The organism is Vibrio sp. 10N.286.48.F5, from assembly GCF_041469785.1.
Taxonomy (GTDB): domain Bacteria; phylum Pseudomonadota; class Gammaproteobacteria; order Enterobacterales; family Vibrionaceae; genus Vibrio; species Vibrio crassostreae_C.
Genome location: NZ_JBFRLG010000006.1, coordinates 16,648 through 36,953 on the forward strand (window position 1 = coordinate 16,648; position 20,306 = coordinate 36,953).

Consider the following 20,306-nt stretch of genomic DNA (forward strand, 5'->3'; position numbering starts at 1 on the left):
ACTCCTGTCGCGTTAAATCCTAGCGGGGATGGGCTAGTAATGGACACGCTTTTCAACAACGCGAAACTGGATAAATGTAAGAGTGAGGACCAGCAGTAACAGCACAACAGATTGTGCGGAGCTGCCGCCTAAATCTGCGCCAACAAAACCATCTCGATACACCTTGTACACCAACGACGTTGTGCCGCCCCCCGGGCCTCCATTGGTCATGGTGTCGATTACGCCAAAGGTTTCAAAGAACGAGTAGGTGAGGTTGATGACCAGTAGGAAAAATCCAGTTGGCGCGAGTAGTGGGAAAGTGATGGTCCAGAAACGTTTCGAGTCACTGATACAATCCAGCATCGCTGCTTCTTTTACGGCGTAAGAGATCGATTGAAGCCCAGCCAGAAAGTAGATGAAATTCACCGAAACCTGTTTCCAAACCGAAACCAAAATCAGAGCAAACGTGGCATCTAAAGGGTCGGTTTGGAAGCTAAAGTCCCAGCCTATAACCGCAAATATCTCGGTAAACACGCCAATGTGTGGGTTAAACAAGAAAGCACCGATTACGCCTGCAATCGCAGGAGCAACCGCGTAAACCCAAGTAAGAGTGACCTTGTAAGCGCCTTGTCCGTGAATGATGTTGTCGGCTTTAACCGCGAGCAGCAGCGCTAAGGCAAGCGATAAGAAAGAGACCACGATTGCGAACATTAATGTGAAGCCAATCGAGTTCAGATACTCGCTCGATTCGAATAGCATCTGATAGTTTTCGAACCACACGAAGATGGAAGAGGTGCCCCAAGGGTCTTCTAGCATGAAGGACAGGTAAACTGCCTTTGCCGCTGGGTAGATAAAGAAAACCGCAATGATGAGTATCTGAGGCGCCAAAAATAGGTAAGGCAGCGGAGAGTGAAAGAATTGCTGACGTCGTTCCACAGGGTAATCCCCAAAAATTAGTGACTGTTATCACTGTTAGTTACGGTGAGCACTAGCGCTATAGCAAAGGAATGCATCCAGTTGAGTTGTAGTTTTTGGAGCAAGAAATGGCGCTAGTGAAGAATCTCCTCACACCTTGCCATTACGTTTTTAATGACGCAGTGACAAGTGGTGAGGAGCAATGAACGGCTTTGGTTTATTAAGCCTTTAGCTCAGTAATCTGCTTTGGTTAAAAAGCCAAATTAGTTCATCGTACGAGCGAAGCGTTTCAGCAGTTTGCTGCTCTCATCTTCGACTTTATCTAGGCTGTTCTCGACGCTAGAGCGGTCAGCGAAGATATTGTCGAATTCACGATGCATCACTTCACGAATTTGAGGGTAGTAACCTAAGCGGTAACCTTTAGTCCATTCGCCCGATTTTAGGCTTAGCTGCTTAACGCCCACTTCTGCATCTGGTTGTTCGTTGTAGTAGCCAGACTCTTTCGCTAGCTCATAGGCAGCCGTTGTTACAGGTACATAACCAGTGGTTTTGTGCCAGTAGACTTGAGTTTCAGGCTTCGTCAGGTAATCAAAGAACGCTGCGACACCTTTGTCTTGTTGTTGGTCATGGCCATTGAGTGCAAACAGAGCTGCGCCGCCAATGAAGGTTAAGCCTGCGTCTGGGTTAACCGATTTCCAGTATGGAAGGTATGTGGTGCCGAGTTCGAAAGGTACGCGGTTACGTAAGCCACCGAATGAGCCTGAAGAACCCATCCACATTGCCACTTCTTGGCGCTCGAAAGGGGTTTGGTTTGCATCCCAGTCGCTGCCGTAATACTTGTAGTAACCGAGATCTGACCACTCTTTCATCTTGCTAACGTGCATCATCATGTCTTTGGTGTTGAACATGATCTTAGTGGACAAGCCATCGTAGCCGTTGTTTTGATCTGCGACCGGCAGGTTGTGGCGAGACTTAAAGTTCTCAAACATGATCCACGGCGTCAGAGATTGAGAAAACGCGATGTGTCCTTCTGCCTTCAGCTTCTTAGCAACGACTTCTAGTTCTTCATAAGTTTTAGGCGCGTCTGCACCCACTTCCGCGAGAAGATCTTTGTTGTAGTAAAGAACCGGTGTCGAACTGTTGAAAGGCATACCAACCATCTTGCCTTGGTTGTCGGCATAGAAGTTACGAACGCCCGCTAGGTAATCGTTTGAATTAAAGTTGTAGCCCGACTCAACCAGAATATCCTGTACCGGTTTCGCGACGCCTTTCGCGTTCATGATGGTTGCTGCGCCTGCATCGAAGACTTGCAGAATATTAGGTGCTTCACCTGCTCGGTATGCCGCGATACCGGCTGTTAAGGTCTCTGTATATGAACCCTTGTAGATTGGCGTGATCTGGTAATCATCTTGTGACGCATTAAAGTCGGTCGCAATTTTGTTTACTGTTTCTCCAAGCTGGCCGCCCATTGCGTGCCACCAAGTGACTTGAGTCGTTGCGAACGCTGGCATTGCCGCTGTCGCAGAAAGAACGCCTGCCAAAATTAGCTTATTCATCTTAGTTTCCTTTTGGATGAAATCGATGTCGAGGTATTGGATTAGAGTGTTAACGAGACGGTAGGGGTGTCGTTTGAAGCTATCTTGAACAGGGCGTATTTCACTTAAGTGGCTAAACCGTTTCACTGATATGAAAGATTCATTTCGATTTGGTTTAAGAGAAAAGTTATTGATGATTTTGATATTTATTACGTGCGGTTTTTGAGAGGTTTGTTGTTGAATGCTTGCTTAATATTTGTTCAATAAAAAAGCCTCTCGAAGGAGAGGCTTTGAATAAGCTAGAGCTTGTTATAATCGGCTTTGTTCTAGTGTGCGATATCGAGTTGGTTGTCTTTCACGCCGTTAATACGGAACCAACCTGCAATACTGAATCGCTCTGTGTTTGTCGGCAGTACCTCGTGTGGGAACTGTTCAGATAAGAACACAAATAAGCGGCCTGACTTTGGTGGAATGGTCGCGATGTGGTTGTCTTTTAGGTCGTAAACCACAAGTTCACCAGCGTCTTCTTCTGTCCACTCATCATTCATATAGAACACAGTGGTCAGGCGGCGGTTTTCATTGCCCTTGAAACAGTCTAAGTGCTTCTGGTAGAAGTCGCCTTTTTCGTATTTAGCAAAGTGCGCTTCGTACTCGAACAGACCCAAAAAGAACGCTTGGTTTGCCGCTAAACGAATTTGTTCCATTTTGTCTAGGAACAGAGATGCTGGCTGACCCATATCGCGGCGCACCCATTGAATCTTGTCACTACGAATGGTCGACTCTCGCGTTACTTCATCGTTACGGCCAATCCTAGCCTTTTTCCAGTTCTCTGGAATGCAATCCCTCAATGCCACCACTTCTTCTTGAGTTAAGAAGTCATCCCAAACGAAATAACCTTGGGTAGAAAGAGCATCGATTAGTTGGTTCATGTATAGCACTCAGACAATAAATTAGAGGCGCATATATAGTCCTAATAACTTAGGTCAACAAATCACGTATTTTGTCGTCACGATAAAAGAGCGGAAGAGCATGGTACTTTGATGTGATTTTATAGTTAACAAATTTGTTACAAATAAATGTGAGTTTGCTATGGTGTAGGTCTGACCAGTTGAATTATCACAAGGAGTGGGTTTGCAGCTGCATACCATTAAAGGTTACATCCAAGACATGTATCTCGTAGAGTACCCAGATAGGTTGCTGTTACTTGATGGTGCGTGCCGTGCGGATATTCCTCATCTTAGGGCTTTCATTGAAGATGAGCTTGGCCGTGAATTTAGCGACCTACACACTGTAGTTGTGACGCACATGCATCCCGATCATGCAGGCGCTGCGCATACGCTCAGAAAGCTGACGAACTGTAACTTGGTGGCAGCAAACAGAGACAAGGATTGGTATCACGGCATCGATGGCATTTTGATGCACCTGACCGACTTAGCGCTTGCTAGGTGGATGGCGAACCGCTTAGGCAAGCCTAAAGCAAACCTATGGTATTCAAGAAAGTTAAAGCCGGATTACAAGCTGTCTGATGGGGATAGCATTCCGGGATTTGATGATTGGTTGGTTCTAGAAACCCCGGGCCATACCGACCGTGATCTTTCTGTCTATTGCCCATCACACAGCGTGGCTTATGTAGCCGATTTAATGGTCGAGGTTAAGAAGAAGCTGATTCCGCCATTTCCTATCTTTCACCCTAATAAGTATCGAGCGTCTGTATCGCGTATTTACGACATGCAGCTTGATACCTTGCTGGTGGCACATGGCGGGCGAGTCGATTTCAGTCAGAAGGCTTTTGAACATCTGCTGATGAGTGCCCCAAGAAGGCCTGTTACACATTGGCGAGTGACGAAAATCAAAACCAAGAAATTACTGTTATCGATTTGGCGATTTGGTTTTCAATCTCATGGTAAATCGAAGAAATAGATCAGAAGTCTGAATGCAAAGTCGTGTATTCAGAGCTGAAAGTAGAAATAGAAAAATAGATAGCAATAAGGCCAGTCATGAGACTGGCCTTATATCGTTGTGAGTAGCTTTAGTTATAACCTGTGGAGCGGTTACGATGACTCGGATTAGTGAGTCAGCAGGAATTCACCCGCAGGGTCAACAATCACTTTGTCACTCATGCCTTGACGTCCAAGCAACATCATGTAAGTCATGTCTTGACGGTTGCTTAGCGTGATATCGATCGGCCATTGTTGGCCACCGATTCTTAGCATGGTTTCAATCACGCAACGGTGTTCAACTTCGCCGTTAGATGATTTAATTTTCTTACTTGTTTTCAGTTTCGCCTTGCAGCGCACCGTCTCTTCTAGGTGATAAACGTCTGGGTGAAGGTCGAACTCTACGAATTTCTCACCATTTGATTTAACACATAGTAGATTGTCTACGTGTAGAGAAGAGGTTTTAGCCCCTGTATCAACACGTGTATGTAGTCCAGTTATCCCTAACTCTGGTAAGCAAAGTGCTTCGGTATTCCCTATGATCATTTTATTGTTCATTTTCTTTCCAATCATGAGTTATCGGTATTCAATCAGCCCTTGCCACGAGTACGGTTAGCGTTTGGTCTTGCATTCTTCTCGATGAATTCGAAAATCATGTCTGCTACATCTTTACCCGTTGCTTTCTCGATGCCTTCTAGGCCTGGAGAAGAGTTTACTTCCATTATTACTGGGCCGTTCTTAGATTGTAGGATATCTACACCACATAGGTTTAATCCCATGATTTTCGCTGCATTGATTGCTGTTGCGCGCTCTTCTTTGGTTAGTTTAACCAGCTGAGCAGTGCCGCCACGGTGCAGGTTAGAGCGGAATTCACCTTCACCAGCTTGACGCTTCATTGCAGCAATTACTTTGTTGCCAACAACAAAACAACGGATGTCTGCGCCATTTGCTTCTTCAATGAACTCTTGAACCAAGATGTTCGCTTTTAGGCCCATGAACGCTTCGATAACGCTTTCTGCTGCTTTGTTTGTTTCTGCTAGTACAACGCCGATACCTTGAGTGCCTTCAAGAAGCTTGATCACAAGTGGCGCGCCGCCTACGTTTTTGATCAGGTCTTGAATCTTGTCTGGGCGGCTAGCGAAACCTGTTTTTGGTAAGCCAATACCTTTACGAGACAACAGTTGTAGTGAGCGCAGTTTGTCGCGAGAGCGACTGATTGCTACTGACTCATTGATACAAAAAGTGCCCATCATTTCAAATTGGCGAACAACCGCAGTTCCGTAAAAGGTAATGGAAGCGCCAATACGTGGAATAACAGCATCGTATTGAGGTAGCTCTTCACCCATGTAGCGAATCTTCGGATTGTTACTCGCGATATCTATATCACAGTGCAACGTGTCGATAACATCGACCTGATGACCACGTGCTTCTCCAGCCTGCTTTAGACGAGCGGTAGAGTATAGATTTTCGTTGCGAGAAAGAATTGCGATACGCATGGCGTTTCCTTAGTTAATACCTGATTGGTAACTGCAAATAAATTAGTTGTTAGCTGAGCTTTCAGTTTTTTCTGAGGCTCCTTGCTTGCTTCGGGGCGAACCTTAAGGCTTTTCGTTCAACTAAGAAAACGAATTAAATTTGTCGAGTCGACAACGGAAATTTATCGATTGTGTGAGCTATTGGTACAGCAGGCTTGAGAGGGGAATTGGAATGGAAAAGCGAGTTGAGACCTAACTCATATTGGGGGTAGGAGCATATTAGGTTGTACCCAACTCGCGTTTACTCGGTGCTAAAAAGTGTACTAATAACGCCAGTTACATAGATCTAAAAGTGTTCGTAGTGCTTCTCTTTCGAGCTTACTGCAGGTGCTTTTTAGCTTGTTAAGATAGTATTTTCTTATGGTCATTACTCTCTCTGGTTAGGCTTTATTTACAACCTATGGTTTGTTGCTGACCCGTTCATTATGGATAATTAAGAGGAACTAAAAAACAGATGGTATTTTTATTGGTTGTTCCTGTTTTGGTCGCATTACACTACTTTTTGATGAATGTGTTTTATAATGAGCTTAATTAGGAAGAGCTATCTTTAAAAGGTTCACTATTTGTCTGATCTAAACATGATGCGTTACTACACGCGGCTAGAATCGTTCGAGCCAAACATTTCTCATTCAGTCACCCTAGCCGAAGTAGCGGATATGCTGTTTACAAGCTTGCGTCACGCTCGAACTTTACTTGGTAAGATGCATCAAGCTGAATGGGTGGTGTGGGAGCCAAAAGTTGGCAGGAATCAACGCTCTAACTTAACACTGCGTTTTAGCAATTCAGAGTTGGCGCAGCATGTTGCAATTAAACTGATAGAGCAGGGCAAGTACGAAAAAGCACTTTCCATATTGGATAATGACCGCGCTGTGTTTGGTTCTTTACTGCAAGAAACTTCCGGCGCGACCATGCGTGAAGGGCTGCTGCACGTTCAATTAACCTATAAGCGTAAGTTTGAGGATTTGTTTCCGCACCATATACACCGCAGTAGCGAACGATTTTTGATCAGACAGGTGTTTAGCTGCCTAGTGACGTGTAATGGTAAAGGTGAGTTAAAGCCTGAACTAGCTCACCATTGGGAATATGACACTGAGCAACTGGTTTGGACTTTCTATCTGCGCCCGGGACTTACTTTCCATGACGGGCAACCTGTGGATGCTAAGCAATTAGTTTCGATGTTTTCTGCGTTGCAAACCTTACCTTTCTATCAGACAGAGCTAGCCCATGTCGCTTCAGTTTACAGTGAGCAGCCATTGAGGATCAGCTTTCAACTCACCAAAGCAGATACCGGCTTTGCTGGTTTACTTGCTGGCGTTAAATATTCGATTCAACCCGCAGCGCAAGTCACCCGTGAACCGTCGCCATTAAGTACCGTGTCCCATGCTGTTATTGGAACCGGCCCATTTAAAGTGGTTGATGCCAACAACGAACGAATCAAGCTCGCCGCATTTGAGCATTATTATGGTTGTCGCTCGTTAACCGATGAGGTGACCATCTGGCAGTTTGAGGAATCAATGACGGGCACTGCTCGTTTCGATGATAGCCAAATGCACGTATCGCCTTATGAAGATTCTTCTTGCTTCCATCAATTAGGGAAAAGCGATGCGGACCTTGTTTCAGCAGACACAGACGGCCTTCGTAGCCGAGTCGAGGATGGATGCTTGTTTATCCTGTTCAATCAGAACTCAGCGGCTAGCCCACTAAGTAATGAGCAGCGCAAATACCTTTCACAACTGACCAACCCACAAGCGATTTTGTCTCAGCTGGAACACAACAAGGGTTTGTTTAGTGTCTCTTTAGCTCAAAATATACTGCCAAGTTGGCAGAAATTGTATCGAACGCCTTCGAAAGAGGCACAACTGCCGAAAAAGATGAGTATAGCGGTTTACGATTATTATGCGTTGTATCGATGTGCGATTTGCGTATCTGACATACTCAAACGATATGGTGTGGAAGTTGAGGTGAACACCTACAGTTTTCGAGAATTGGATCAGTTATCTCAGAGTGGCGAGTTAAAGGAGGACTTGGTGCTGTGTAACTTGAACCTCGATGACAATGCTCCGTCTTCGCTGTTCTCGTGGATGATGAACGATCCTGTTTTGCACTCTGCTTTAGGAGAGATGAACAGCGATTGGCTCAAGCAGCGCTTGGATAGTCATAAAGCATCCGTGGAACTGCCTAATTACTTGGCAGAGCTAGAACCTATCGCGTCTACTCTGATCTCAGATTATTGGTTAGTGCCTATGTTCCATCACTTACAGACCGTTCGTTTCCAAGGGATTCTTAAAAACGTAGCCATCACCAACTGGGGATGGCCAGATTTCAAGAATGTATGGTCTGCTGATTAACCTTTCTGACTAGCTGAATAACTAAGTTAACTCGTTGCCAAAGTTGGTTTTTCCAAAATCGACTTTGACACGCTTACGTCTAGATAAATTAAAAATTACACTCTGTGGTTTACTTTTTGGTTTTGGTATGTAAACTAGTCAGTGTAGTTTTTGAGTTGGGTCTTTCCCAACGGTTGAAGAGATACCAATGAAAAAATATCTATTACCGATTTTAGGAGTACTTGCCGTGGTCGCTATCGTAAGCACAGGTTCACAATCAAATGACAATCTAGATAAGCTTCCAAAGAAGTTTGCTAACAGTGAGTTAGAGTACAAATCGGGCATGTCTGATATTTTTTCAATCTTGAAAGCGTATGTAACCGTGGAAAGGAATGAGCCAGTGCCGCGCACAGCATTGCCTTTGATTCCAATGACAGCTAAGCAATTGATCGAAGAGCAAGATGATGTTGCTTATCGCTTGGGTCATTCCAGTGTGATGATGAAGCTGGATGGCAAGTTAGTGATGACTGACCCTGTGTTCAGTGATCGAGCATCACCAGTGCAATGGATGGGGCCAAAGCGCTTTCACCCAACCCCAATCTCACTGCAAGATCTACCTGACATCGATGTGGTAGTGATCAGCCATGATCACTACGACCATTTAGACAAAGGTGCCGTGAAGGTATTAGCCGACAAAGTAGGGACGTTCTTAGTGCCATTAAGAGTGGGCGCACTGTTGGAAAAGTGGGGCGTGGATAAAGAGAAGATCATCGAATTAAATTGGTGGGAATCGGCAACGGCCTCAGACATTGAGTTCACGTTAACGCCGACACAGCATTTCTCTGGACGTGGCTTGCTTGATCGTGACCAAACACTGTGGGGTAGCTGGGTTATTAACGCTTCAGACAAGAAAGTCTTCTTTAGCGGTGATTCTGGTTACTTCAGCGGCTTTAAAGAGATTGGTGAGCGCTATGGGCCGTTTGATTTAACCATGGTTGAAACGGGCGCGTATAATTCTCTTTGGGCGGATATTCATATGTTCCCAGAGCAGAGTGTTCAGGCGCACATTGATCTGCAAGGTAAGGTGATGATGCCAATCCACAACAGTACCTTCGACCTTTCTATGCACGATTGGCAAGATCCAATGGAACAAGCTCTGGCGATTAGCAAAGAGCGAGATGTGCAAATGGTAAGCCCGGTGATGGGTGAACGTTTGGTGATTTCAGAGCCGGTACCTGTTCAGGCATGGTGGAAACTGGCATCGAATTAGAGTTGTCATCCAAATAGACATAGCTAAACCACTAAGCTGTACAACCCAACTTATACACAAAACGCCACCGATCTTACGATTCGGTGGCGTTTTTTCGTTTTATTTTTAAGATCAGCTTTCTAAGTTCTGCGCCATTTTCTTCGCAATTTTTCTGAATTGTTCTAATTCGTCTTCGGCCATGCCTTTGGTCATTCTCTTCAGCATGTCTCGATCGATATCCGAGACCTTACTCATGATCTCTTGACCCTTATCAGTCAGAACCAATAACTGGCTGCGCTTGTCTTCCGGGTTCGGAGACTTTTTCACAAGTTCCTGATTGATCAAGGCATTAATAAGCCGAGTGACCTGTGCTTTATCACGATCTAGGAAGTGTGCGATATCGACAGCGGTACATGGAGACTTCTTAGTAATGATCTTCATGACACGAATGTTCATAGGTGCGATCTCTGAGTCTAAGCTCTCAATCTGTTCGCTCATTTGACGTTTCAAAGAGTGCACTAGACGAAAGATTGATTCTAGCGATGTGTTATCAGACATAAACGATCCTTAGAAATATAGTTGACATTATCAACTACTTTATTTATAGTTGACATTATCAACTTAATTGTTCGTAAATTCAAGACAGGAAATAGATATGACGATTCAAGCAACTCTAACGCCAACTCTTCCTGAGCAAAAAGGCACACCGGTTTTATACAAAGTTTTGGTCATGATGAGCTTAATGCTGACGATTGGCGGCAGTTTAACGGCTGTGATGACTTACATGAATGTCGGATTCGGCGAGGAATTTATTGGCAACTGGCTTTCTTCGTTAGCCCTTGTTGTCGTGATCATGATGCCAATGGGCACGGTGATGATGGCTTTAGTCACCAAAGCCGTTGCTAGAGTGTTCACAACTTATAGCGAGAAAGTTCGCAACCTGATCGTAGGACTGATCATGGCATTCATAATGGAGTCCATGATGGCATTTGTAACAGCGGCAAATAACATTGGATTTTCGGATACATCGGCGTTTACCAGTGGATGGTTTAATGGATTTATTGCCGCGCTTCCTGTTGGCCTTACGATCATGGTCGTAATGTCGATGACGGTTAAACCTAAGCTCGAACGATTCATGAAGAGCTAACCAAAACACTTTTTAAGCATTTTAGGAGGTCCAAATGAAAGCATTCACAGGCAAACACAATAACTACCGTATCACTATCGAAGAAGTGAACATCAAAGAAGATCGTGAACTTCAAACCATGCAGTTTGAAATTGAAGACAGAGAAGATATGTTCGCGATTGTTGAGAAGATCAAACATGACAGCGGCTTAGATGAGCAATCAGCAGCGCGACTAGGAGTGAGCATTCGCTTGTTAGGCCCATTGATGATGCAAGATAGAAAACACCCTCTGTTTGTTGATTTTATGCCTCACTTCAGAAACTTCATGCAGAATTTGAAGAATACGTTGAAAGGGCAGTAAAGCCTAACCATCAGCAACACATCGAAAAGCCAGTAACGAACTTACTGGCTTTTTTACATTTAAATCAAAATAGTTTCAGTTGTTTGCGTCTAGAATATGCGAAAATTGATGGCTGAATTTTCGGTGTAGCACCGTTGTTGAATTGTCTATTCAAGCTTTAAGAAATCCGATATTATACTGGTCATAAAACTAAAGGTGGTATTATATGACAAATGTATTTAAACAAGCAGCCGAAGAACTGTTGAGTCGTCGTGTTGCTGGCACCAAAGCACCAAGATTGGACGAACAGTACCGTCCGAATAACTTGGAAGATGCGCTAAAGATCCAATCTTCAATGATCGATTTGAAAAGCGATAAAGTCGGCGGTTGGAAGTGCTTACTTCCTCTGGCTGAAGACAAGTTTGTTGTTGCGCCAATCTTCTCGGGCAGCGTTCAACAAGGCGAAGTTTGTGAACTGTTTGCTGACAACGGCGTAGTACGCGTTGAGCCTGAAATCGCATTTACGCTTGCTAAGAGCCTGCCTGCAAGCCAAGAAGGCTACAGCGAAGAGCAAATCAACGAAGCGATTGGTTCTTGCCACATGGCACTTGAGTTAATGCAGTCTCGTTTTGCGGATGACAGCGGCGCTGAGTTCTATGAAAAGCTGGCCGATGGCCTAGTAAACCAAGGTCTATTTATTGGCTCTGAGATTGATCGCGAAAAAGCGTTCACTTCTGCAGAGATCAGTATTGAAGTGACTCAAGGCGAGCAAGTTCAAGCATTCGACGGTAAGCACCCGAATACACTGCCACCAAGCCCAATTTACTGGCTGATTAACTACATGACACGTCGTGGTGTTGATTTCCAAGCGGGTGAAGCCATTATCACGGGCTCTTACTGCGGTATCGTGGAAATGGAATTCGATAAACCAACGACCTTCCACTACGAAGGCATTGGTGAATACCAAGTAACGTTCAAGCAGAAACGCTAACTTCTAGCGGCGCACTATCTGTTATCGAAAGGCTGTTTACTGATGAGTAAATAGCCTTTTTTATTACGTGATGCTTAATAGGGTTCTTATTACTTTGCATTAAATTAGGCGTTTAGACGTCTAGACGTTGACAAGTTCTAAGTGTGACATTAGTCTGCTCACCTTCCTGTTCTATTGTGTTGTCGTTCCATGTCCAATTCAAAAAATTCTAACGCGGTAATTGCCCCTTCTGCAGTGGCGCTTATCCCTCTGATCGTTTTCCTTGCGCTGTTTATTGGCGTGGGTACATACCTGTCGCTACAAGGCGTCGATTTTGCTTTCTATCAGCTTCCAGCTCCGGTTGCGGCTCTGCCTGCCGTGATGTTAGCGTTGCTATTGAGCAAAGATAAATTGAACCGTGCGATCGAGCAGTTCTTAGGTGGTGTGGGTCACAAAGACATTATTGCAATGTGTATGATCTACCTATTGGCGGGTGCTTTTGCTGCTGTGGCTAAAGCTTCTGGTGGCGTGGACGCGACGGTAAATCTTGGTCTATCTGCTATCCCAACGAGCATGATCCTACCGGGCATCTTCCTTATTTCGGCGTTCATTGCGACGGCAATGGGTACTTCTATGGGTACTATCGCTGCGGTTGCTCCTGTTGCACTAGGCATTGCTGACTCAGCTGGCATGAGTATTCCTCTAACCGCTGGCGTAGTGCTAAGTGGCGCTATGTTTGGTGACAACCTTTCTATCATCTCTGATACCACGATTGCCGCGACACGCTCGCAAGGCTGTGAGATGAGAGATAAGTTTAAAGAGAACATCCGCATTGCACTTCCTGCTGCACTTATCGCGATTGTTATCTTTGCTTTCAACAGCACGGCAACTCAGGTTCCTGAAACAGGTCCAATCGAGTGGCTAAAAGTCCTTCCGTACATCACTATCTTGATTCTTGCGGTATCGGGCATGAATGTCTTTGTCGTGTTGGCGATTGGTATCTTGCTGGCGGGTGGCGTGAGCCTAGGTTCTGTTGAGAACTACGGTATGACTGATTACGCTCAAGATATCTATGCAGGCTTCGGCAACATGCAGGAGATTTTCTTATTGTCGATGCTAATTGGCGGTTTGAGTGAGCTAATGCGTCGTCAAGGTGGATTGGCGTTCCTGACTAACTTAGTAAGTGGTGTGATTCGTGCGTTTGGCTCTTCACACTCTAAGCAAGCGAATGGTCGTGCGAGTGAGCTAGGCATTGCTGGCTTGGTATCTATGGTGAACCTATGTACTGCAAACAACACGGTAGCGATTATTGTGTCTGGTAGTGTGGCTCGTCAATTGGCGGAAGAGAACAATGTGTCTCCACGTCGTTCTGCAAGCTTGTTGGATATCTTCTCTTGTGTGATTCAAGGCGTGTTGCCTTACGGTGCGCAGGTATTGCTGTTAGGTTCGGTATTTAACCTATCGCCTTTGGATATTGTAGCTAACTCTTACTACTGTTTTGCTCTTGCAATCGTGGCTGTGGTTGCTGTGTTTATTAAACACCCAGCACGTCAAGTGGCTAACGCTTAGTAGTAATTGACCAAACTGAGTGATCACTGATTTTGATAAGAAGGCTCCTTAATAGGAGCTTTTTTGTGCGTGAAACTCATGGCTTGAAAATTCAATGTACGTCTTCAAATACAAGAAAACCGCCTATGTAGACGGTTTCTAATTTCGTTATAGCGGTTTTCAAGTTTATTGTAGTGTGAATGACAATTAGGCTTGAGAGCTTTAATTCAGCTTATTAGTCACGAACTCTTTGTTTCTGACCATTAGCCACATCAGGCCGCCTAGCGTACCGATGGATAATTGGATAAAGCCTAGGTTTTCAATCAGTGACTCTGGGCGGATTGAAACTAATACCATGCCAAGCGAGCCACAAATCATGCTGAAGAACTGTATCAGTGCGACGGCAGAGCCCGTGTCATGATCTTGTTGATTCAACATCAAGTTGGTCCCCGGTACTCGCATGATGATCGCCATTAATGTCGCTGGTGCAGCGATGAACATGAAGAACCAAGGGGACAGGTCGCCAATGGTTAGGGTGAAGATTCCCGCAAGCGCTAATAAAGCAAAACATCCTGAGATGACCTTTTGAACCGGCATTCGGTAGGACAACTTCATGTAAATTGTTGGACCAAATGAGGCGCACAGTGCATTGAATGCGAACGCGTAACTAAACTGTTGTTCGGTCAATCCAAAGTGATCGATGTAGATATAAGAACCCGCCGCAAGAAAGCCCATCAACGCCATCGGTATGATAGAGAAAATGACCAGCAGCTTGACGAACGAGCGGTTTTTCATGACCACGCCCATTCTTCCCCATGATCGGAATATAGAACCTTGGTATTTGTTTTCGAGTGTTTCTCGGTAGCAGCAAGCTAATACTGACGCAAATGCACCAAAAATGGCGAGCGTGACAAACATCATTCGCCAAGAAGCAATTTTCAGTAGAAAGGCACCAAATACAGGCGCAACCATTGGCGCGATGATCACCAGTGACATGATAGTCGCCATGATCTTTTCACGTTCTCGGCCGTCATAAAGATCTTTGACAATGGCGGTAGCGATAACGGTGATAGCACTGCCAGCAAAGGCTTGGAATACACGAGCACTAATCAACTGTTCGATGCTATTGGTCATCGCGCACAATATGCTCGCGACCATATAGCTCGCTAATCCAATTAATAGGATCGGCTTACGACCAAATTTTTCGCTGAGCGGCCCCCAGAACAAAAGACCGATGGCGTAAGTAACGAAGTAGCTGCTCAGGGTTAGGTTGACCATTGATCGGTCAGTATTAAACACCTCGACCATCTGCGGAAGCGCAGGTAAGTAAAGGTCGATGGTCAATGGAGGGAAAGCACTTATTATGACGAGAAAAAATAGCATACCGGTCTTTCCCAGTACTGGTTGTGGTCTCTTCAAGGTCGCTCTCCGTTGTCCAAGGTAGGTTTCTAATTGATGTGATATTGATATACAGAAGGTTAAGGCACGTCAGACAAGAAGGATAGAGTTGTTCAAGAATATGGTGAAAGTATCGATGAACTTATCTCTATGAGTCCGAATCTACGAAGTCGGTCTGTATACTGAATTGTATTACAAAACATTATTACTTTTATAGCTAACGAGTTCAATCAGTTAGTAGCAGTGTAGCTTGTAATCGCCAGCGACACATTGTAATGATTATCGAGTTGGCTTGTTATCTTTTCTTTGGGCGCTTTTCGACTAAACCGTTACGCTCTAAACCGCGTCTAACACTGCTGCATAGCTTACCAAAGCGGCGCAGTTCCTCGAAGTTGGGGCCTTGGCCAATGGAAATACTGTGCTCCCAATACATTAACTCACTGTCGACCATCTCTAGTAGTTTCTTAGAGCAACCCGAGCAATTTCCTTTTGGACCACAGATAAACGTCTCTGACTCGTAAAGTGGGAGTTCGTTTTTAACTTCTTCAATTAAGTTAAGCATTGCCGAGTTTAAGTCTGGCTTTTTGGATGTAAGTGGCTTCAAGCTCGGTGCTTGAGTCGCAATTAATGGGGAAGTCAGTTTGTTAGGTTGTAAATTCAAAGCAGCTGATGACATATCAAAGGCCTCAAGGAGAGAAGAAGGTGGGCATGCTACTCTTCACAACAAAGTGAATCTTGATGTAGTGCAATAAGCGTGGATATATACCCAAAAGAGGTAGGAGCCACAAGCGGTTGTGACTCCTTATCAAAGCTCGGTACTAATGAGAGATTTTAGAATTCGGCGTCGAACTGGAATTCCATCCACTCTTTGGTGACTGGGTGGTGCAGCGCAAGTCTTTCTGCGTGTAAGTGCAATCGGTCGGCTTTATTGCCATACAAGCCGTCACCGACGATAGGCATGTTAAGGCCTTCTTGGTGTGAACAGTGAACACGCAACTGGTGTGTACGCCCTGTTTTAGGATGCAGGTAAACCTTAGTGGTTTGCCCGTTTCGCTCAATCACTTCCCATTTGGTTTCTGCTGGCTTGCCGTGTTCGAAGCAAACAATCTGACGAGGGCGGTCATACAAGTCGCCACGCAATGGCAGTCGAATATAGCCTTCATCTTGGTCTAGCACACCTTCAATCATTGCGACATATCGCTTCTCAACTTCACGAGTAATGAACTGCTTCTGTAAGCTTTTGTTCGCACGTCGTGTTAAAGCAAATATCAGAATGCCAGAGGTCGCCATATCCAAACGGTGGATAACAAATGGCCCTTCAACATCTTGGTGCATTTCTTGAACACGAGTGTAAGCTGAATCTTTGATGGTTTTACCCGGTACGGATAGAAAACCTGCTGGTTTGTGTACCACAACGATGTGATCGTCTTGGAACAGGATATCGAGGTCTTTGCCTTCAGCTGGGTTTTCTAGCAATGGGTTGGGATCGACTTCTAAGCCTTTCATCATGTGACCTAAAATCGGTACACACTTACTTTGGCAAGACGCGTAGTATTTCTTGTGTTTACGGATTTCCGATTTCGGTGATCGACCCCACCAAAATTCGGCCAGTGCCAATGGTGTGTAACCGTTTAAATACGCGTATTGCAAAAGCTTGGGTGCGGCACACTCGCCAGAACCTGCTGGTGGTATCTTGTTTGGCGTGTCTTCAAAGATTTGGTTCAGATCCTCAATGTTTCCTTCCGCATTCTGGAAAGCGTATTGTGAAAACAGTTTGTGCTGAAGCTGATGAGAAAGGAGTGCTCTTTGCTCTTTGAGTTCAGCTAATTGATTAGTGAACACATCAACTTTGATTTGTAACTCGTTTAGGATCTGTTCCCAGTTGAGCTTTAGGTACTTCTGCTGGTTCTTGTCAGCAACACTGGCCTTGTTAAGCTCATTATTCAGTTGTTCGAAGGCTTGTTCATCAAGGTTTTTTTTACCTTGTTCGCGTTGTTCTTTACGTGTTTTTCGGCCTTCTATAATCAACAAACGTTGCGCTTCGATCTCCTGTTCTGCCTGTGTTTTCTGTTGTGCTAACTGTTCACACAATTCAAGGTATTCAGCGTTTGCTTGCAGCGCTTTAAATTTCGCATTTACAGCCATCATGTCGGCTGTGTCTTGATGGAAAAAGCTATCGCTGCTTAACATGTCGAATACGGGCGGCACAAAGTGAGGCAGTAGGTTTTGGTCTGCGATTTTTCCAGAGAAAGCAGAGAAGTAACCCAATTCACCTTCTGGGCTTTTCACCAGTAACACACCAAACATTTTGCCGCGACCAGCGTCAGAATCTAGTCCGAAGTCATGCTGCCAGTCGGTTTGTGTTTCTAGATATCGTTGAAGCTGATGAGAGGCTATTTCACACAGTGGGTGCGGTTCGTAGTAGAACGGGAATGTGAAACGCTCAGGCAACGAATATGACTCGATCGGCTGTTGAAAACGAGTGAAGCAATGCTCAGGAGTATGGCTGTTTTCTGAGTCGTGCGTTGGTTTTGATGAGTGCATAGTCGTATTAATACTTATATCGTGGTGATAAATGGTTGTGAGTCTACTGTGTATGTTTAAAGGCTTTAAACACAGTACAAGGCGGCGATTCTACTCTTTATCGAAATACGCCTCAAATAAGAAATGGTTCTATTACAGGATAGCTAAGCGAGATGGTTAACACTGAACCCATGAGTTATGGCTTGAATGCCATTAATTGATGAGTAACTTCTCGTTTTTAATCATAGAAGACAATTTAACAAACCAAGGGTGGTAGCCTTGCCGCCCTCTTATTAAAACTAAGGTAACGTTATGATTCCACTCAATACTTCGATTGTTTCCGGTGTCGCTATTTCAGAGAGCGACGGACAAATGAAAATGCTATTAATGAAGCGTGTTAAAGGTGAGTTTTGGTGTCACGTCGCAGGCTCGATTGAAGCGGGTGAAACAGGCTGGCAGGCTATCGTGCGCGAGTTTGAAGAAGAGGCCCAAATTAAAGTGGAAGCTTTGTATAACGCGCAGTTTCTGGAGCAGTTTTATGAGGCGCACGTGAATGTGATTCAGCTAATCCCTGTGTTTGCGGTGCTATGCCCACCCAACCAAGCGATTGAACTGAATGACGAACACACCGAGTACCGCTGGTGTAATTTAGAAGAAGCAAAAGCGTTAGCGCCGTTCCCCAACCAACATGCCGTCTACGATCATATTTGGTCGTATTTTGTCGATAAGCCAGTCAATCCGCTTTATCGAGTGAAATTGAACTAATACTGGCTGTTTAAGATCTAGGACTTACCAAGGTAAGGGGTTAAAAAGGCGCTCACTTGTTCTTGGCATAGTCCTACATCCACTTTCACTCCGTGTGATTCAAGTATCGCCACACCACGACCATTATTGCGAGGGTCTGGGTCTAGCATCGCCATTACTACGTGTTTTACACCTGCTTTAACCAATGTATTGGCACAAGCGGGTGTTCTGCCAACAAATGAACATGGCTCTAAAGTTACGTAAGCGGTAACGCCTTCCATTTCTCCGCCCGTTTCGCTGTCATAGCTATTCAGTGCTTCAACCTCGGCGTGGTTTCCACCGACCTTTTGCGTATATCCAACAGACACCACCTTATCGTTCTTCACCAAAATACAACCCACAGGCGGGTTTGGTTGGCAATCGGGTAGGGCTTGGCGCGAAGCTTCGAGTGCTTGCAGCATGTATTGTTGGTTCATGGTCGTTACTCAGTATGACGAGAGAGCGTAGCAGCTAGTCGCCACGCGTGGTTGATGAGTTGGTTAATTACTAACTTAATAAGCTAATAAGTGGGGCATGTTCGATCTGATTGGACTTTTAGTCAATGGTTTTAGCGTTTGAATTCGACTGCTAGTTAACTGTGACTCATCGTTAACTTGGGCCACTGGGTTAGCCAACCTTTGGATTGCACTCTTTGATCAAAGATATCTCGGCTACGCTTTGGATTGGGTGTGATTTGCAAATCAAACAAACTCTCTAAGCCAAAGGCAGAAATACACTCGATGTTTCCATGGAGGCTTTGTTTCACGGCGACGGCGGTTTCTTTCTCTGGCCAATAACTCATCGCATCCAATGAGCCTTGGTAAGGTTCATCCCCATTTCTAGTGTGCATGTAGGCTTGATTGCGAACTTGCCAATTCAGTTCGGGTAACCGTTGTTTAAGCTGAGCCTCGTATCTAAGATCCGATTCGTAAGAGGTATCAATGGGATCAAAGTAGATCACATCAATATCATTGAATGGAGTCGGGGAGGCATAACCATGCTGGTGATCCCAAACGAGGTTTCTCACAAAGCCCGCAGCGACATAACACTGCGGCAAATCCAACTGAGCGACACAGTCTAAAACCTTCATTCGTAAGGGATCTTGTTTGATCAACGTGACGATGCGTTTGGCTAGCGGATGTATCATTATGATGTCGGAACATCAGTGACTTGGTAATGACGTGTCACGTTCTGGGAGATTTCACCCCATTCAGAGGCTTTTACTCGCTGTTGGTGCATTTCGAATGCTTCTCGGCTAGTGAATTCTTCATACACTTCAAAGCGATTAGGTTGAAGCGTGCTTTGACTGACTCGAAACACAATACAACCAGGTTCTTCTAGTGTCAGTTCTTTGTGCACAACCAAGGCATGTGTCACTGCTTCTAGGTCGTTGTCTGGCACTAGAATATGCCCTTGCAGAATTACTTTACTCATAATTACGTCCATTTAATTACGTCTATTTAATTTTGTCCACTACGGCTTTTTTCTATAAAAAGCTTTACCCGTTACAAACATAATCCCATTTTGATGTTGTGACGTATAGGCTAATGTGGCGATTAATTGTTCACATTGAATACATCTTTGGTTACAGCGTAACTTTAGGGGCGATGTGAGCAATAAAAAATAAGACGTTGGAACTAAATCCGCGTTGGTCCGGTCTATTAAATTAGTATCATTGAACTGTATTGATACTGAAATGAATTTGTCATCTGAGAGAACTAACCTTAATTTTGAAGAGCGGCTCATAGGATTGAATTGAGCCATAGTTGATATCTAGGTCATACTTTGATGTAAATGGTACTCAAAACTCTATAAATTTTGTGATTTGTATCATTGATCTGGACATCAAACACCGTTAGATTCGAATGGTTGGCAATAAAAATAGCTCATGAAGAGCAGTTAAAGAAAAGGAAATATCCCTTATGAAAAAAATGAGAAGAGCACAGCTTCATCGCGTTCGTATCCAATACTGGAAAGACACGTCAAAAGAAGCATCAAAGAAATAAGCTTTAATCGTAGAGCTTTAAAAGCTGAAAAGCTTAATCAAATGTAAAACGCAACAAACTGATTTCATTAGCACTCTCAAGGACCTTCATCTGGTCGGCGACTAACGAAATCATCCCCAAAGAGCTGGCAGGCAT

Annotated in this window: 20 protein-coding genes; 8 read left to right on the forward strand and 12 right to left on the reverse strand. The window is 44.6% G+C overall.

Annotated elements, in window-relative coordinates; translation table 11 throughout:
- Positions 1-33 precede the first annotated feature (33 nt).
- The 3 genes from AB4185_RS06030 to AB4185_RS06040 all read right to left on the reverse strand — a co-directional run bounded on the left by AB4185_RS06030 (position 34) and on the right by AB4185_RS06040 (position 3,358).
- The gene (locus AB4185_RS06030) at positions 34-915 is read right to left on the reverse strand and encodes an ABC transporter permease subunit (protein ID WP_102321062.1); all 882 of its coding nucleotides are present in this window, start codon (positions 913-915) and stop codon (positions 34-36) included.
- A 242-nt stretch (positions 916-1,157) separates the two neighbouring features.
- Complete coding sequence (locus tag AB4185_RS06035; RefSeq protein ID WP_048612845.1) at positions 1,158-2,450, reverse strand: extracellular solute-binding protein; 1,293 nt, start codon at positions 2,448-2,450, stop codon at positions 1,158-1,160.
- A gap of 305 nt (positions 2,451-2,755) precedes the next feature.
- Positions 2,756-3,358 carry a 2OG-Fe(II) oxygenase gene (locus tag AB4185_RS06040; protein WP_017071587.1) on the reverse strand — a complete coding sequence of 201 codons (603 nt, stop codon included), beginning with the start codon at positions 3,356-3,358 and terminating at the stop codon, positions 2,756-2,758.
- A 202-nt stretch (positions 3,359-3,560) separates the two neighbouring features.
- Between AB4185_RS06040 and AB4185_RS06045 the strand changes: the two genes are divergently transcribed.
- Positions 3,561-4,349 carry an MBL fold metallo-hydrolase gene (locus AB4185_RS06045; RefSeq protein ID WP_372103369.1) on the forward strand — a complete coding sequence of 263 codons (789 nt, stop codon included), beginning with the start codon at positions 3,561-3,563 and terminating at the stop codon, positions 4,347-4,349.
- A gap of 146 nt (positions 4,350-4,495) precedes the next feature.
- Here AB4185_RS06045 and AB4185_RS06050 read toward each other — a convergent pair whose 3' ends face one another.
- A complete protein-coding gene (locus AB4185_RS06050; RefSeq protein WP_004740039.1) occupies positions 4,496-4,924 on the reverse strand; it encodes a RimK/LysX family protein in 429 nt (142 codons plus the stop codon).
- A gap of 32 nt (positions 4,925-4,956) precedes the next feature.
- The gene (gene rimK / locus AB4185_RS06055) at positions 4,957-5,862 is read right to left on the reverse strand and encodes a 30S ribosomal protein S6--L-glutamate ligase (protein WP_372135121.1); all 906 of its coding nucleotides are present in this window, start codon (positions 5,860-5,862) and stop codon (positions 4,957-4,959) included.
- A gap of 602 nt (positions 5,863-6,464) precedes the next feature.
- Here rimK and AB4185_RS06060 point away from each other — a divergent pair.
- Positions 6,465-8,249, forward strand: a complete 1,785-nt coding sequence (locus AB4185_RS06060; protein WP_372135123.1) for an SgrR family transcriptional regulator — start codon at positions 6,465-6,467, stop codon at positions 8,247-8,249.
- Positions 8,250-8,436: 187 nt separating this feature from the next.
- A complete protein-coding gene (locus AB4185_RS06065) occupies positions 8,437-9,498 on the forward strand; it encodes an MBL fold metallo-hydrolase (RefSeq protein ID WP_372135125.1) in 1,062 nt (353 codons plus the stop codon).
- Between the two features lie 111 nt (positions 9,499-9,609).
- Here the strand turns inward: AB4185_RS06065 and AB4185_RS06070 are convergent, their stop codons facing one another.
- Positions 9,610-10,035, reverse strand: a complete 426-nt coding sequence (locus AB4185_RS06070) for a MarR family winged helix-turn-helix transcriptional regulator (protein WP_372135127.1) — start codon at positions 10,033-10,035, stop codon at positions 9,610-9,612.
- A gap of 97 nt (positions 10,036-10,132) precedes the next feature.
- On the opposite strand from AB4185_RS06070, the gene AB4185_RS06075 reads away from it, so the two are divergent.
- The 4 genes from AB4185_RS06075 to AB4185_RS06090 all read left to right on the forward strand — a co-directional run bounded on the left by AB4185_RS06075 (position 10,133) and on the right by AB4185_RS06090 (position 13,482).
- Positions 10,133-10,624, forward strand: coding sequence for a DUF2798 domain-containing protein (locus AB4185_RS06075; protein ID WP_017069211.1), 492 nt, complete (start codon positions 10,133-10,135; stop codon positions 10,622-10,624).
- A gap of 34 nt (positions 10,625-10,658) precedes the next feature.
- Positions 10,659-10,964 (forward strand): DUF3861 domain-containing protein, encoded by a 306-nt coding sequence (locus AB4185_RS06080; protein ID WP_229648250.1) that lies wholly within the window; start codon positions 10,659-10,661, stop codon positions 10,962-10,964.
- 205 nt (positions 10,965-11,169) lie between these two features.
- Complete coding sequence (locus AB4185_RS06085) at positions 11,170-11,934, forward strand: hydratase (RefSeq protein WP_017060576.1); 765 nt, start codon at positions 11,170-11,172, stop codon at positions 11,932-11,934.
- A 189-nt stretch (positions 11,935-12,123) separates the two neighbouring features.
- Positions 12,124-13,482, forward strand: a complete 1,359-nt coding sequence (locus tag AB4185_RS06090) for a Na+/H+ antiporter NhaC family protein (protein WP_372135129.1) — start codon at positions 12,124-12,126, stop codon at positions 13,480-13,482.
- A gap of 201 nt (positions 13,483-13,683) precedes the next feature.
- On the opposite strand, the gene AB4185_RS06095 is transcribed toward AB4185_RS06090, so the two are convergent.
- From AB4185_RS06095 to AB4185_RS06105, 3 genes are all read right to left on the reverse strand, one after another.
- The gene (locus tag AB4185_RS06095) at positions 13,684-14,844 is read right to left on the reverse strand and encodes a multidrug effflux MFS transporter (RefSeq protein ID WP_102428768.1); all 1,161 of its coding nucleotides are present in this window, start codon (positions 14,842-14,844) and stop codon (positions 13,684-13,686) included.
- 310 nt (positions 14,845-15,154) lie between these two features.
- Positions 15,155-15,535 carry a hypothetical protein gene (locus AB4185_RS06100; RefSeq protein WP_017064884.1) on the reverse strand — a complete coding sequence of 127 codons (381 nt, stop codon included), beginning with the start codon at positions 15,533-15,535 and terminating at the stop codon, positions 15,155-15,157.
- Positions 15,536-15,690: 155 nt separating this feature from the next.
- A complete protein-coding gene (locus tag AB4185_RS06105; protein WP_372135131.1) occupies positions 15,691-17,403 on the reverse strand; it encodes a pseudouridine synthase in 1,713 nt (570 codons plus the stop codon).
- Positions 17,404-17,694: 291 nt separating this feature from the next.
- Between AB4185_RS06105 and AB4185_RS06110 the strand changes: the two genes are divergently transcribed.
- A complete protein-coding gene (locus AB4185_RS06110) occupies positions 17,695-18,147 on the forward strand; it encodes an NUDIX pyrophosphatase (protein ID WP_372135133.1) in 453 nt (150 codons plus the stop codon).
- 17 nt (positions 18,148-18,164) lie between these two features.
- On the opposite strand, the gene AB4185_RS06115 is transcribed toward AB4185_RS06110, so the two are convergent.
- The 3 genes from AB4185_RS06115 to AB4185_RS06125 form a co-directional block, all read right to left on the reverse strand.
- Positions 18,165-18,602, reverse strand: coding sequence for a bifunctional diaminohydroxyphosphoribosylaminopyrimidine deaminase/5-amino-6-(5-phosphoribosylamino)uracil reductase RibD (locus AB4185_RS06115; RefSeq protein WP_372135135.1), 438 nt, complete (start codon positions 18,600-18,602; stop codon positions 18,165-18,167).
- Between the two features lie 155 nt (positions 18,603-18,757).
- A complete protein-coding gene (locus AB4185_RS06120) occupies positions 18,758-19,312 on the reverse strand; it encodes a nucleotidyltransferase family protein (RefSeq protein WP_108207690.1) in 555 nt (184 codons plus the stop codon).
- A complete protein-coding gene (locus AB4185_RS06125; protein ID WP_017060584.1) occupies positions 19,312-19,599 on the reverse strand; it encodes a putative quinol monooxygenase in 288 nt (95 codons plus the stop codon). Before AB4185_RS06125 ends, AB4185_RS06120 begins: the two co-directional genes overlap by 1 nt.
- Positions 19,600-20,306 lie beyond the last annotated feature (707 nt).

Excerpts from the sequence above, each read along its gene's own strand:
- AB4185_RS06095 (WP_102428768.1), bottom strand. The coding sequence starts at position 14,844 with ATGCTATTTTTTCTCGTCATAATAAGTGCTTTCCCTCCATTGACCATC.
- AB4185_RS06035 (WP_048612845.1), bottom strand. The coding sequence starts at position 2,450 with ATGAATAAGCTAATTTTGGCAGGCGTTCTTTCTGCGACAGCGGCAATG.
- AB4185_RS06080 (WP_229648250.1), top strand. The coding sequence starts at position 10,659 with ATGAAAGCATTCACAGGCAAACACAATAACTACCGTATCACTATCGAA.
- AB4185_RS06120 (WP_108207690.1), bottom strand. The coding sequence starts at position 19,312 with ATGATACATCCGCTAGCCAAACGCATCGTCACGTTGATCAAACAAGAT.
- AB4185_RS06100 (WP_017064884.1), bottom strand. The coding sequence starts at position 15,535 with ATGTCATCAGCTGCTTTGAATTTACAACCTAACAAACTGACTTCCCCA.
- rimK (WP_372135121.1), bottom strand. The coding sequence starts at position 5,862 with ATGCGTATCGCAATTCTTTCTCGCAACGAAAATCTATACTCTACCGCT.
- AB4185_RS06115 (WP_372135135.1), bottom strand. The coding sequence starts at position 18,602 with ATGAACCAACAATACATGCTGCAAGCACTCGAAGCTTCGCGCCAAGCC.
- AB4185_RS06065 (WP_372135125.1), top strand. The coding sequence starts at position 8,437 with ATGAAAAAATATCTATTACCGATTTTAGGAGTACTTGCCGTGGTCGCT.
- AB4185_RS06040 (WP_017071587.1), bottom strand. The coding sequence starts at position 3,358 with ATGAACCAACTAATCGATGCTCTTTCTACCCAAGGTTATTTCGTTTGG.
- AB4185_RS06075 (WP_017069211.1), top strand. The coding sequence starts at position 10,133 with ATGACGATTCAAGCAACTCTAACGCCAACTCTTCCTGAGCAAAAAGGC.
- AB4185_RS06090 (WP_372135129.1), top strand. The coding sequence starts at position 12,124 with ATGTCCAATTCAAAAAATTCTAACGCGGTAATTGCCCCTTCTGCAGTG.
- AB4185_RS06070 (WP_372135127.1), bottom strand. The coding sequence starts at position 10,035 with ATGTCTGATAACACATCGCTAGAATCAATCTTTCGTCTAGTGCACTCT.
- AB4185_RS06125 (WP_017060584.1), bottom strand. The coding sequence starts at position 19,599 with ATGAGTAAAGTAATTCTGCAAGGGCATATTCTAGTGCCAGACAACGAC.
- AB4185_RS06105 (WP_372135131.1), bottom strand. The coding sequence starts at position 17,403 with ATGCACTCATCAAAACCAACGCACGACTCAGAAAACAGCCATACTCCT.
- AB4185_RS06085 (WP_017060576.1), top strand. The coding sequence starts at position 11,170 with ATGACAAATGTATTTAAACAAGCAGCCGAAGAACTGTTGAGTCGTCGT.
- AB4185_RS06110 (WP_372135133.1), top strand. The coding sequence starts at position 17,695 with ATGATTCCACTCAATACTTCGATTGTTTCCGGTGTCGCTATTTCAGAG.
- AB4185_RS06050 (WP_004740039.1), bottom strand. The coding sequence starts at position 4,924 with ATGAACAATAAAATGATCATAGGGAATACCGAAGCACTTTGCTTACCA.